At 51.0% G+C, this 12,420-nt stretch carries 14 protein-coding genes; 8 read left to right on the top strand and 6 right to left on the bottom strand.

All coding sequences use genetic code 11. The features are described from left to right. Both ACYVJM_RS08065 and ACYVJM_RS08060 read left to right on the top strand, forming a co-directional pair. Positions 1-801, top strand: a complete 801-nt coding sequence (locus ACYVJM_RS08065) for a M90 family metallopeptidase (protein WP_461147678.1) — start codon at positions 1-3, stop codon at positions 799-801. A gap of 130 nt (positions 802-931) precedes the next feature. Further along, the gene (locus ACYVJM_RS08060; protein ID WP_461147677.1) at positions 932-1,723 is read left to right on the top strand and encodes a 3-keto-disaccharide hydrolase; all 792 of its coding nucleotides are present in this window, start codon (positions 932-934) and stop codon (positions 1,721-1,723) included. 104 nt (positions 1,724-1,827) lie between these two features. Here the strand turns inward: ACYVJM_RS08060 and ACYVJM_RS08055 are convergent, their stop codons facing one another. Next, the gene (locus ACYVJM_RS08055) at positions 1,828-2,268 is read right to left on the bottom strand and encodes an energy transducer TonB (protein WP_461147676.1); all 441 of its coding nucleotides are present in this window, start codon (positions 2,266-2,268) and stop codon (positions 1,828-1,830) included. A gap of 306 nt (positions 2,269-2,574) precedes the next feature. Here ACYVJM_RS08055 and ACYVJM_RS08050 point away from each other — a divergent pair, with 306 nt between their 5' ends. Beyond that, complete coding sequence (locus tag ACYVJM_RS08050; protein ID WP_461147675.1) at positions 2,575-3,429, top strand: DUF2911 domain-containing protein; 855 nt, start codon at positions 2,575-2,577, stop codon at positions 3,427-3,429. A 174-nt stretch (positions 3,430-3,603) separates the two neighbouring features. Here the strand turns inward: ACYVJM_RS08050 and ACYVJM_RS08045 are convergent, their stop codons facing one another. After that, on the bottom strand, positions 3,604-4,140 hold the full coding sequence (locus ACYVJM_RS08045; protein ID WP_461147674.1) for a GAF domain-containing protein: 537 nt from the start codon (positions 4,138-4,140) through the stop codon (positions 3,604-3,606). Between the two features lie 180 nt (positions 4,141-4,320). Here ACYVJM_RS08045 and ACYVJM_RS08040 point away from each other — a divergent pair, with 180 nt between their 5' ends. Beyond that, positions 4,321-5,046, top strand: a complete 726-nt coding sequence (locus ACYVJM_RS08040) for a hypothetical protein (RefSeq protein ID WP_461147673.1) — start codon at positions 4,321-4,323, stop codon at positions 5,044-5,046. A gap of 61 nt (positions 5,047-5,107) precedes the next feature. On the opposite strand, the gene ACYVJM_RS08035 is transcribed toward ACYVJM_RS08040, so the two are convergent. Beyond that, positions 5,108-5,671, bottom strand: a complete 564-nt coding sequence (locus ACYVJM_RS08035; protein WP_461147672.1) for a cupin domain-containing protein — start codon at positions 5,669-5,671, stop codon at positions 5,108-5,110. Positions 5,672-5,920: 249 nt separating this feature from the next. Here ACYVJM_RS08035 and ACYVJM_RS08030 point away from each other — a divergent pair, with 249 nt between their 5' ends. From ACYVJM_RS08030 to ACYVJM_RS08020, 3 genes are all read left to right on the top strand, one after another. Beyond that, positions 5,921-6,964 carry a proline iminopeptidase-family hydrolase gene (locus tag ACYVJM_RS08030; RefSeq protein WP_461147671.1) on the top strand — a complete coding sequence of 348 codons (1,044 nt, stop codon included), beginning with the start codon at positions 5,921-5,923 and terminating at the stop codon, positions 6,962-6,964. Positions 6,965-7,013: 49 nt separating this feature from the next. After that, the gene (locus ACYVJM_RS08025) at positions 7,014-8,117 is read left to right on the top strand and encodes an alpha/beta hydrolase (protein WP_461147670.1); all 1,104 of its coding nucleotides are present in this window, start codon (positions 7,014-7,016) and stop codon (positions 8,115-8,117) included. A 204-nt stretch (positions 8,118-8,321) separates the two neighbouring features. Beyond that, complete coding sequence (locus ACYVJM_RS08020) at positions 8,322-8,888, top strand: antibiotic biosynthesis monooxygenase (protein ID WP_461147669.1); 567 nt, start codon at positions 8,322-8,324, stop codon at positions 8,886-8,888. Between the two features lie 39 nt (positions 8,889-8,927). On the opposite strand, the gene ACYVJM_RS08015 is transcribed toward ACYVJM_RS08020, so the two are convergent. The 3 genes from ACYVJM_RS08015 to ACYVJM_RS08005 all read right to left on the bottom strand — a co-directional run bounded on the left by ACYVJM_RS08015 (position 8,928) and on the right by ACYVJM_RS08005 (position 11,626). Beyond that, entirely contained in the window at positions 8,928-9,518 is a 591-nt protein-coding gene (locus ACYVJM_RS08015; protein WP_461147668.1) for a DUF308 domain-containing protein, read from the bottom strand. 158 nt (positions 9,519-9,676) lie between these two features. Continuing rightward, positions 9,677-10,417: an SDR family oxidoreductase gene (locus ACYVJM_RS08010; protein ID WP_461147667.1), complete on the bottom strand. Its 741-nt coding sequence runs from the start codon at positions 10,415-10,417 to the stop codon at positions 9,677-9,679. Between the two features lie 87 nt (positions 10,418-10,504). Continuing rightward, entirely contained in the window at positions 10,505-11,626 is a 1,122-nt protein-coding gene (locus ACYVJM_RS08005; protein WP_461147666.1) for a glycoside hydrolase family 18 protein, read from the bottom strand. Positions 11,627-11,832: 206 nt separating this feature from the next. Here ACYVJM_RS08005 and ACYVJM_RS08000 point away from each other — a divergent pair, with 206 nt between their 5' ends. Further along, the gene (locus tag ACYVJM_RS08000; RefSeq protein WP_461147665.1) at positions 11,833-12,264 is read left to right on the top strand and encodes a VOC family protein; all 432 of its coding nucleotides are present in this window, start codon (positions 11,833-11,835) and stop codon (positions 12,262-12,264) included. Positions 12,265-12,420 lie beyond the last annotated feature (156 nt).

The following is a 12,420-nucleotide window of genomic DNA, read 5'->3' as shown; positions in this document are numbered from 1 at the left end:
ATGATTCTGATTAGCAGTCTTGTTGTGCTGGTTGCGGGCTGGTTTATCTGGCGCTATATGAGCCGCCGGCCAGAGACGGTACAGCCGCTGCCCGCCACCTATCCGCAGCTTCTGACCGAACATGTTGGGTATTACCAACTGCTGAGCGAGGAGATGAAAGAACGTTTTGACCGGCGGGTCAGCGAGTTCCTGAGCAAGGTCACTATCGAAGGGGTGGGTACGACCGTCAACGACCTCGACAAAGTTCTGGTAGCCAGCAGTGCCATTATCCCTATTTTCGGCTTTGATGACTGGTATTATCCACTCACTGATGTACTGCTCTACGAGGACCGCTTCAATGCCGATTACCAAACGACGGGCGATGATCGGAACATTCTGGGTATGGTGGGCGAGGGTGGTGCCTTGCAGAGTACGATGGTGCTCTCAAAACCGGCTTTATACGAAGGCTTTGCTAATGAGACCAGCAAATCGAACACGGGTATCCATGAGTTTGTGCATCTGCTGGATAAAGTCGATGGATCGACGGACGGGCTACCGGCTTATCTGCTGGAAAAAGACCACATAAAACCCTGGTTGCAGCTCATCCACCGGAGTATTCAGGCCATTAAAGCCAATCAGTCGGATATTGACCCGTATGGCATTACTAACGAAGCGGAGTTCTTTGCGGTCGTATCCGAATACTTTTTTAAACGCCCGGATCTCCTGGAAAAGAAACACCCCGAACTCTTTGCCCGGCTGGAAGAGATTTTTCGACAGAATCCATCCGAGCCCGACAAAATTGTCAGCGAGCCCGCAGTGTAATTCCCTGTGGCGTATCAACCGGCGGATTAAGAGTATATTAATGGCTGCTACACAGCGAGGCAAGTCATTATAGGTAAATTTTGGTGCAGGAACGCTTACTATACCGTATCGTTAACTCATGGTTCATACAATGAAACGCTTTATTCGCTGGTTACCCGCCTTCATCCCCGATCTATTTGTCATTGTGGTTACGCTGGCGATGGTCCCGCTGGCCAAAGAACCGATAGGCGTAGGTGCCAAAGCACCAAAAGACGCCGAAGTGCTTTTTGATGGGTCGAAGAAGATGCTCGACGAGAAATGGCAGTATTGGGAAGGTCCGCGTCTGAAAGCTACCATGCCCATTAAATGGCAGATTGAAAAAGATCCGGCGGGCAGCGGTACCGTCATGAATACCAACGACCCGGCGGCTGCGGGCGGCCTCTACGGTGCTGCCGATATTGTGACAAAAGAAACCTTCCGCGATTTCCGGTTGCATGTGGAATTCTACGTGAGCAAGCCGGGTGGCAACAGCGGGGTGTATCTGCAAAACCGCTACGAGATCCAGATATTCGACGGCGATACAACCTCGCACGGGCTGGGGGCTGTCATCAACGAATCGCCGTCGCCCTACAAACTATACAATGGCATCGGGAAATGGAACGCCTATGATATTCAGTTCCGGGCAGCGCGTTTCGCCAATGGTAAACGCACCGAACCAGCCATGGTGACCATTTACCTGAATGGTAAAAAAGCGCATACCAACCAGAAAATAAGTCAGGTGTGGGGCGGTCCCAATTCGGGAATCGACGGTGGTAACGATGGCGGCAAAGGCGTCACAGACACCCCCGGCGGTATTAAATTACAGGCCGAAGGCCACGATGTGCTTTACCGCAACATCTGGATCAAACCGCTGGAGATAAAACAGGCTAACACAGATTTCTGATGTAAGTCAGGCTTACAAAGGAATAAGAAGGGGGCAGATGCGGGTAATGTACCCGTGTCTGCCCTGTTATTTTTATAAATCGTTCCTGATTACCCCGCATTCTGCTACCGGGAACGAAAGGTGATGGGGAGTACATACAAGCTACTTACCGCTACGCCCGACCGATGCGCCGGATACCAGCGAGGCATTAGAGCAACCGCTTGCGTGGCAGCGTGATTCAGCAGTGGCTCGGACGATTGCAGCACGTTGATTTCCGTCAGGTAACCCGTTGGCATCACCCGAAACCGGATGTGAACGGTTCCTTCCCGCTGGTCAGCAGTTAAGGGCCGGTGGTCATTGAGGTACGTCTCCAGTGCTTTCTGACCGCCCGGAAAAAAAGGGACGTTGTTGAGCGGAGCGTACTCCGTCAGTTGGTCAGCGGGCGGCACCGACTCCATTTTAGCCAGGAGATTATCCGAGTCCGGGGCATCGAAAGTAGTTGATTGAGCAAACGTTACCGTACTCGTGATCAGCAAACAGACAGTGGTCAGAATAAGTTGATTCATGGTTTTAATAATTGGTAAAGGATGAGAAGCGTAACAGGCTTAATGGCACGTTTTGCATGGGTTAGATGCGCAATCAAAAGTAGGGGGTGGCCTAACTGCAGACGCTCAGTTTTGGGACAATCTCACTTACTTTTAGGACAGTGTCAGATAGTCAGGTAATTAGCTGTGTCAAAGTGCCGGGGATAGATAGACAAGCTATAAACCTTTTGGACAACTTACGGCTGAAGAATCGCAGCGGCCGTAATAATCAGTACCTTTGGCTACTGAAAATAAACGTACCACAGTCAATTTCATCATTCCTTCATCATGAAGAGGCTTACCTATTTGTCAATTGCCGCAGCCAGTGTATTTACACTTTGTTCACTGTCAATTGCTCACGCACAACTCAAAGTACCGGCCGCCAGCCCTGCCCAGACTACCAAACAAAGTTTTGCCTTAGGCGACATTACGCTTGAGTATTCCAGACCGGCGGTTAAAGGACGGGCCATCTTCGGCGATCTGGTTCCTTTTGATAAAGTTTGGCGCACGGGGGCCAATGCAACTTCAAAAATCACCTTTTCGTCGGATGTGAAGCTGGAAGGTAAAGAAGTGAAAGCGGGTACCTACGGGCTGTTCACGATTCCGGGTAAAACCAGCTGGGAAGTGATGCTTTCCAAAGACCTGGCCCTGGGTGCCAACGTGGGCGATTACAAAAAAGAAAACGAAGTGGTGCGGGTTCAGGTGAAACCAACTACGCTGGCTAACAAAGTAGAAACCTTTACCATCAATATCGCCGATATTCTGCCAAATTCGGCCGTGCTGGAAATTATGTGGGATAAAACCCGCGTTCCGGTTACCATTACAGCGGATATTGATCAAACAATCGTGAAAAACATCGAGGCTTCGCTGGCGTCGGATAAGCCCGCTTATTTTGAAGCCGCGAGTTATTATTACGATACCAACCGCGATTTGAAGCAAGCACTTGGCTGGGCAACCAAGGCCACGGAACAAAATCCGAAAGCCTTTTGGATCATGTTGCTGAAAGCCCGCATTGAACTGAAATTAAAAGAGAAAGCCAATGCCATTGCCAGCGCGGAGAAAACCGTTGCTCTGGCAACCGAAGCCAAAAATGCGGACTATGTAAAAATGGCAAATGATCTGATTGCCTCGGCTAAAAAGTAGCTTTCAGGTATCATCTTATAGCAGCAACGGCTGGCTCCACGAGGGGCCAGCCGTTGTTTTTTTAGGCATTACTCCCGGCAAACAACACGTCGTTGTGATCTACCCTTAAGAAAAGAGTGCGGGCTTAAGCCATGTATCCGATAGCTGAATGCTGTTGGTACAATTCGGTATACGTCAATCGGATGTGACATAAGCCGCTATTACCGGCTGCAAACGCGGCAGAATGGCCTCGATCTGCACTTTCTCCTCGTCGGTCCAATGGCGGGGGCTTCCGAACATGCAGGGCTGTAAAATGCCCCACAGCGCGTTGTCGCGCTGAATGTGTGCATGGATCAGCGCCCGGTGACCGAATGTCTCCTCTTCAAATTGCCGGTTGAGTATGTCAGGCCCCGCTGTGTATACATCATCGACGTAAACCGACGGCTTCATGGCCAGCCCCGCCCGAATCAAGGGGTCTTCGGCAGGTAACGCATCGGTGTCGGGTTGCCAGTCAGGCTGTATCGTGTTTTTATCGGGGATAGCCTCGTTTCTTCGCCAGCAAAAAGCAGTTCGTCCCCGATGCCGATCGGGCTGCCGTACATAAAGGAAACAGCGATCGGCCTGCAAGGTCATACCAACGCATTGAACGACCCTGTCCAGCGTATCGGCGGGGGCAAGACCTGCCGTAATAAGTTCTTCGACGGTTGCCGGCAATGTGTGTAGCGGAATCATAGTGTTTGATTTACCAGATGTTAACAGAACAACTAGGTAACGAACTACAGAATAGAATTACGACCGAACCCATCATTTATTTAGCAAGTGTACGGCTATTATGCTAGTATTCAGGTTTATGACCCAAAGCGCCCTGCCCGCTTTCGTTCTTTTTTTACTCATCCATTCATGTAAACTTTTATGAAAGCATTTATCTTAAGCCTCTCCGCCTGGGCTGTTCTCGCAACAACTTCTTTTGCTCAAAACAACACAGTTACGCTAAGTCAGATTGGGGCTCGGCAAAATGCGTCGGTTGACCAGACCGGCAGCAAATTGACCGCCACCATTAGCCAGGAAGGTAACGACCAGGCTGCGATCATCAGCCAAAAAGGATTTGGGTATTCGGAAGCCATCATTACCCAGGGACAAAACGCAGCCGATAATCAGGCCACCATTACGCAGGTGTCTGGTGGTACGGGAGGCAGCTATGGTGTTATCACGCAGATAAGCGCTTCCGATAACAAGGCCAGTATCACCCAGAACGTCAGTACAGGTGGCGGAGATAACTTTGCTACCATCACGCAGGGCTCTTCGATAGGCGCTGCTCTTATAGGACCTACCGGTGCCGTGAGCACCAACAACCAGGCAACCATTTACATAGATGGTTCCAACAACCGAAGCCGAATCCTGCAAGTGGGTAGTAACAACAGCATGACGACCAGCCAATACGGGGAGGGGAATTTAATTAAAGGCGTACTCGGCAATCCGGCGGGGACTAACCCCGAGGAGGCTACGCAACTGGGTGAAGCAAACAGCCTGACCATCATCCAGTCTTCTCCGTTAGGGTCATCCTTCGGTACCAACACCGTGAATGTCTACCAAAGCGGTATCAGCAATGTAGGTACCGTTAATCAGTCAAATCAATAACTACGCGTATCGTTCAGGATTGGCCAATGGGGCAGGAAACCGGCCAATCCTGAACAACACTTCAGTCTACTTTCAAGGGCGGACCAACGATCTGCATCTGGTTGTCCTTGAATAATCTGGCAATTTCTTCCGGACTGGGATCATGGTCCATGCCCGCCAGACTAACAAAGAAATCCTCCATTTTACCCGCCGGCTGAAACACCACGATCATTTTGCCTTTATCAGCTACCTGAGTCCAGGCATGAGGTACATTTCGGGGTAGAAAAATGCTGTCACCAGCTTTCAGATTGAATTTTTCGTCGCCTACCTGAAAATAGTAAGCTCCTTCGATTACGTAGAAAACCTCATCCTGATCCGGATGAACGTGCAACGGGGTGCCCCGTTTAGGCGACAGTGACGTTTGCTCAAAAATGGCTAGTCCACCGTCGGTATCGCTACCCGAGATCTTAACATCAAGAATATTAACGTTAACGTCTTTGAGCGTTAAATGACCGTGTTTGCGGCCTTCGCCCGCATTCGCCTTGAAGCCCTTCCTGGGGAGACCCCTTTTTTTGAATCCGGAAAACGCCAGGGATGGCGCGGCTACCAACGTGGAGAGGACCGCCATAAATCGGTTTCTATTCATGACATAAATCAGTTAGTGGTTGTTTGTTGAATTAAGATTGACTCGATCCGCGAGGTAGAAAGGAGAGTGGATAAATGACTGATACTAAAGGTATGTTATCGCTTAATCGAGTTCTCCGATCGTTTATCTATCGGTTCATTCAGTTGCCGAAACGGAATGGCCGGGCAATGCTTTAGGCGCAAGCAGTTGTTTGAGTTCTGCCCGGCTGTGTGTATACTTGTCAACTGTCTCATTCCTAGTCATACCTTGATGAAATACCTCTCCTTTTTGCTCCTTTGTGCGGCTGCGTTAAGCTGGTCGTGCCGGTCGTCCGAAACAGATACGACAACCCTCAAAAGCTATTTTACCTCGGATACGAGCGGAGTGGCTACCGGCGGGATGCGCTTCATCCCGATCAGGACACCCAAGGGCAATTTTAAAGTCTGGACGAAACGCTTTGGCAATAACCCGAAAATCAAACTGCTGCTCCTCAACGGTGGACCCGGTGCCACGCACGAATACTTTGAAGTCATGGAGAGCTTCCTGCCCGCCGAAGGCATCGAGTTCATCTACTACGATCAATTAGGAACGGGCAACTCCGATAATCCCAACGATACTACCTTCTGGGATTTGCCCCGTTTTGTGGAGGAAGTGGAGCAGGTGCGGTCGGCTCTGAATCTGACGCCCGATAATTTCTACCTGCTGGGCCACTCGTGGGGTGGTATTCTGGCGACGGAGTACGCCCTGAAATACGGCAAGAACCTAAAAGGATTGATTATATCCAATATGATGTCGAGTTGCCCCGATTACGGGAAGTATGCCGATAATGTGCTGGCTAAAGAGATGGACCCCGCCGTCGTGAAGGAAGTCAACGACATCGAAGCCCGGGGTGCGTATACCAGCCCCCGGTATATGGAGCTGCTCCTGCCTAACTTCTACGCCAAACACATCTGTCGGCTGCCCCTCGACCAGTGGCCCGAACCCATGACCCGCGCCCTGAACAAAACGAACCAGTCGCTGTACGTAACCATGCAGGGCCCGAGTGAATTTGGTATTGCGGGCAATCTGGTCAACTGGGACCGCAAAGCCGATCTTCCTAAGATCACCGTGCCCACCCTGACCATCGGCGCCCGGTACGACACCATGGACCCCGAGCACATGAAGTGGATGGCAACCCAACTGCCCAACGGCAGCTACCTCTATTGCCCCAACGGCAGCCACATGTCCATGTACGACGATCAGAAAACCTACATGAACGGGCTGATTAAATTCATTATGGGAGTCGACAAAGGGGAGAAGAAGGTGTCGCTGTAAAAGTAAAAAAGGCGTTTTCCATTCTTCTGTTGGCATGAACCTTAACTCTATGAATCGTCAATCGACACGATCAACCCGATTAGTCCGGTCCCTGCTGATGCTGGGTATTTCAGGTATACTGTACGCCACGCCGGGCTATAGTCAGGATAACCCCGCTAAAGCCGGGAAGGTAGAACGCATAAAAGTACACGGCAAAGGGCTGGAAGGCAATCTGGCGGGCGATTCGCCGGACCGGGACGTGTCGGTGTATTTGCCGCCCAGTTACCAAACCGACAAAAAACGCCGGTATCCCGTTATCTATTTTCTGCACGGCTTCACCGACAGCGACGATAAATGGTACGGCTTTACGAAGCACTGGATCAACCTGCCCGCCGTGGTCGATAAAACACTGGCCGACGGTAAATCTGGGGAGTTTATCATCGTAACGCCCAATGCCTACAACCGGTATTTCGGCAGCATGTACTCTAACTCGGTAACGATTGGCAACTGGGAGGATTTTGTGGCCGATGAACTGGTGGCTTATGTCGACAAAAACTACCGCACCCTGCCGCAAGCGGCCAGTCGTGGGTTAGCGGGCCATTCGATGGGCGGTTACGGTACCATTCGCATCGGCCAGAAGCACCCGGAGATATTTTCCAGCTTGTACCTGCTCAGCCCCTGCTGCATGGTGCCCAACATGAGCGGCCCGACTAACCCGCAAATGGCAACCCGTATGGAAAGCGTAAAAACGCAGGCCGACCTGGAAAAAGCAGATTTTGGCACGAAAGCCATGTTTGCATCGGCAGCTTCGTGGTCGCCCAATCCCACGAAGGCGCCTTTCTTTCTGGACTTACCCGTGAAAGAAGGGGAGGCTCAACCGATGGTTACGGCCAAATGGGCTGCCAATGCCCCCCTCGCCACCCTCGATCAGTACATCAATAATATCAAACAACTGCACGCGCTGGCCTTCGATGCGGGTTCGAAAGACGCCACAATAGCAGGTACCAACAAAGTGCTGGACGCCATGCTCACTAACTACAGCATCCCGCATACCTACGAAGAATACGACGGTGACCATATCAACCGCATCGGCGAGCGCATCGAACAGAAAATGCTGCCCTTCTTCACAAAGAACTTGTCGACGGAGATGGTAAAAGGGGGCAAGAAGAAGTAAGAGAGTTTTTCCTGACATGTTGAGCATAGTTTATAAACTATGCTCAACACGGTGTGGCTTGAAACGCCATGACCAGTATAAATCGACGGGTTTACGGTATAATGCGTCGTTTTTTGCCTGATGATTTGCCGGATATTTACAGAAAAGCAGAGCTTTACAACCGCTTTACCTGTACAGTCAATCGCCGGTTAAAGCACTCACGTTATGGCAGCCAGCATCCCCATTGAAATCGAGAGTGCCGTTACCACAATCATTGTGCAGCGGCCGTATAAAGAGCAGGTTCAGGCCTATGAGAATTGGTTAAAAGAAATGGTGCCGTTAGCACAGGGAGCCGCCGGGCACCGGGGCGTCAATGTTATAAAACCACACGGACAGAACGACGAGTACACGATTGTTCTTCATTTTGCTTCGGAAAACACCCTGCGGCAATGGCTGGAATCCGATACGCGCCGACAGATGGTCGAGAAGGTGCGTCCGTTCCTGAATACGGACGAAAAGATAGAAATCAGAACCGGACTGGAATTCTGGTTTACTCCGCCGGAATCCAGGAAAATGCCCCCCCCTTACAAACAGTTTTTGTTGACGTGGTCAGCTATTTTTCCTTTATCCGTCCTTATTCCCTTATTGCTTTCGCCCCTTTTTTCGGGGCTTCCTTTCCTGTCGCTTCCCTTGCTTAAGCCGTTGGTGATAAGCCTATGTATTGTGGGGCTTATGACGTTTGTGGTCATGCCCCGCTACACCCGGCTCGTTGCCAAATGGCTATACCGGTAACTGTACCCGACAACCAGAGGCTGTCGGGTACAGTTACTATTACCCGATACGATGCTCGGTTTCACCGGCTTTTTGGGCGCGCATCAACTGGATCAGCACAAAAAGAAGGGCACCCAGACCCATGGTGAACAGGCCGGACAGGTGCATGGATTCATTAAAGCCTGTGGCAAATGTTAGCAATACGTACGACATACCACCCGAAACCAGAACAGTGACGCCATGCGTTAACATGCTCTTGAGCGGGGCACTCGTTCCGCCCCGGGCGGCAATGAACGAATACATGGCCTGCACGGATTGTAAAATGGCGTACAGTAATGCCCAGAAAGCAAGCGTTTGGACAATGCTGTCCGAATCACCCAGCGAATAGATGAGAATGGCGATACCGAAACCGATGTCGCTAAAGCCATACATCAGGCCCCAAATGTTGGAGGTATCGGTGCTCTTGTTCCGTCTCGAAAACAAGAGTTGAAAAACACCCGCCAGCATAAATAATCCCGCCAGAATACTGCCCGAAACAGCCGTAAATGAGCCGGAAAATGCGAATATAAAGACCCCGATAGCTACGTATATAATTGCCTTTGCCGATAAGAGTCCCCAGGGAGTTGACTGATTGTGATCTTGATTTGTCATGACGTTGAGTTCGGTTAGTTTTGTTGCTGCTTTGGGGCTCAACAGACTGATAAACGGCATTGTTTGGGAATATATATAAATAGTAAGGGTCTGTCATGTATGGATGACAGACCCCTGTATTCACTTTCCTTTTTCGTCGGGAAAGTTTCGTTCGCTCGTTAAAACCGGCTGTTCATTTGTTGGAAAATTGCGTCAATCTGCTCCCGGGAAGCCTTTCGATTTGTTTCCGACGTGCCATAGCCGACTTCCAACTCTCCGGCTTTAAGACCCGCTATCATCGCATCGGCGAAATCACCTACCGGCACGCCGAAGTTATGCAGGCCCGTTCCGCCCAAATCCGTGTTAACAGCTGGGGGGACCAGTTCGATAACTTCAATCGACGTCTTGGAAAGCTGGTGCCGCAGCGACATGGTAAACGAGTGCAGGGCCGCTTTCGTGGCGCTGTAAACGGGCGCAAACGCACCCGGCACAAAGGCGAGTCCGGAGGTTACGTTAACGATGGCGGCTTTAGGCTGCTCCCGCAAATGCGCAATGAACAACGTTGTCAAATGAATGGGGGCTTCCAGGTTAATCGCTATCTCCGACTGGGTTTCGATCCAATCCTCCTGGCTGTTGGCCAGTTGCATCCGTCGCTGAATACCCGCGTTGTTGATGAGCACATTGACCTGCGGAAAATCGCTGCGTACCCAGTCGAGCAGCGCCACTCGTTCGGCGGCCTGCCCCACGTCGCACTGGCGAACGTGGAGTTGTGGGTATTTCTGCCGGGCTTCCTGTAGTTTATCGGCTCGTCGTCCGCAAATGATCACCTGACTGCCTGCCTGAAGAAAGCGTTCGGCCAGTGCCCAGCCAATGCCGGAGGCCCCGCCCGTAATCAGGACGGTGTTTGTGGATATATCCATAGAATGAGTTGATGGTCAATAAAAGACCTCTATCGGGTTGTTTTGTTTTTAGTGACTGGTTAAACTGTAGCACGAGTTTTACCCGCATTACAAAAGCTGCCGGTTAATTTCGTCCAGCAGATACGCCTTCGGGTCACTGAAGTACTCCCAGAACATCACACCCGCCAGGCCGTTTTTCTTCACGTAGTCGCACTTGGCCTTTACCGACTTTTCATCATCGTAGGAGACAAACCGTTTCAGGTCGCCGTTGTACAGATAGGGCGCTTTGGCACGCCGGTCCCAGTGGCGTTTGTAGGCCGGGTTAGTGAGCAGGCTGTCTTTAATAAAGGTGTAGCCACCGCCCCGCTCCACTTTGGTAATGGTTCTGGGATGCGCCTTCGGGTTGTCGTTTTGCAACTGCCATGCCCGACCGTAAAAGGCAATGCCCAGCAGGAGTTTATTGGCCGGAACCCCCGCCTGTTCGTACCGCTTTATGGACAGGTCGCCGGAGCTTTCTTTGTCGACTTTGCCCGATGCGTACAGGTTCGTGTGATGCCCGGCCAGCGGGCCGCCCGTAAAGAAATCGTACGACATCACATTGATGAAGTCCAGGTATTGGTGAGCCTGGGCCATATCGGTATGGGTGAATATGGCCTCAAAACCGGGCAGGGCTGTTGTAACAAGGTAGTCTTTACCCGTTTGCTTTTTCAGACCGTTCAACTGTTCGCGCAGGGATTTGAACAGCAGGGTGAAATTTTCTTTGTCTTCGGGGCGGAATACATTGTCTTCGCCTTTCATGCCGGGGTATTCCCAGTCAATGTCGATGCCATCCAACTGGTATTCCCGGACAATGTCGACGGCTGATGCGGCAAAGGCTACCCGTCCCGTATCGCTCACGACCGCGTCGGAGAAGTTCTCACTCCAGGACCAGCCGCCAAGGGAAATCAGAATTTTGAGGTCGGGATTGCGTCGTTTGAGCTGGTTCAGTTTTCTGAAATTTGTGGAGTCGGTAGCGAGGTTATGGAGCCATGCCCGGTTGTTTCGCACATCGACAAAGGCGTAGTTGATGTGCGTGATTTTTTCGGCGGCAATCTTCTCCGCATCAACCAGCCCGCGAAACCCACCCACGTAAGCCAGTACAATAGGTCTGGCCGTGGGTTTGGGCCTGAGTGCTATCAGTAGCGGTAGTATGCATAAGAATAGCAGGAAAGCGTATACCGGTCGAATCATGAGTAAAACAGGTTTGTAAGGTGACGAAAAGACATGGTTTGGCGCACGGAGGTTTCTGGAAAAGAAGTCTGGGCCCCTGAATGTACGGCCCTACGTAAGAAGGGCGAATATTGCCGCAATTACCCCTTTTATTGCCGCATTTACACGCCTTCGATTCGGGCCATGGCTGATACTTTTGTGTAGTAAACAACTAAACATAACTACGTATGGCAACCCAAATCTTTGTAAATCTGCCCGTTAAAGACCTGAACAAATCCATCGAGTTCTTTACCCGCCTGGGGTATAGTTTCAACCCGCAGTTCACAGACGAAAAGGCCACCTGTATGATCATCAGCGAGGGTATTTACGTCATGCTGCTGGTCGAAGCGTTTTTTAAAAGCTTTACGAAGAAAGAAATTGCCGACACGACTAAAAGTGCCGAAGCGATCATCTGCCTTTCATCGGAGAGTCGGGAAGCCGTCGATGAGTGGGTGAGCAAAGCGGTAGCCGCCGGGGCCACCACGCCAAACGAGCCGCAGGATCACAGCTTCATGTACGGCCACGGCTTTCAGGACCTGGACGGCCACCTCTGGGAAACCATGTACATGGACCCCACCTACATCCAGCAGGACCAGTCGGCTTCGGAGGTTAGTGTGTAGCGACGATAAGAAAAGAAGCCATTATACGTTGGGCGTTGTCATAAACTACGCCCAACGTATAATAGCAGATTTACAACTTATTCCTGCCTGGCATACCAGTACCATTTATCCCGTAATACTTCCGCAAAAACTATCTGCCTTTAGTCGGTTGGCTGA

The sequence above is a fragment of the Spirosoma pulveris genome (genome assembly GCF_054781875.1).
This window is presented reverse-complemented; position numbering and strand designations above follow the sequence as displayed.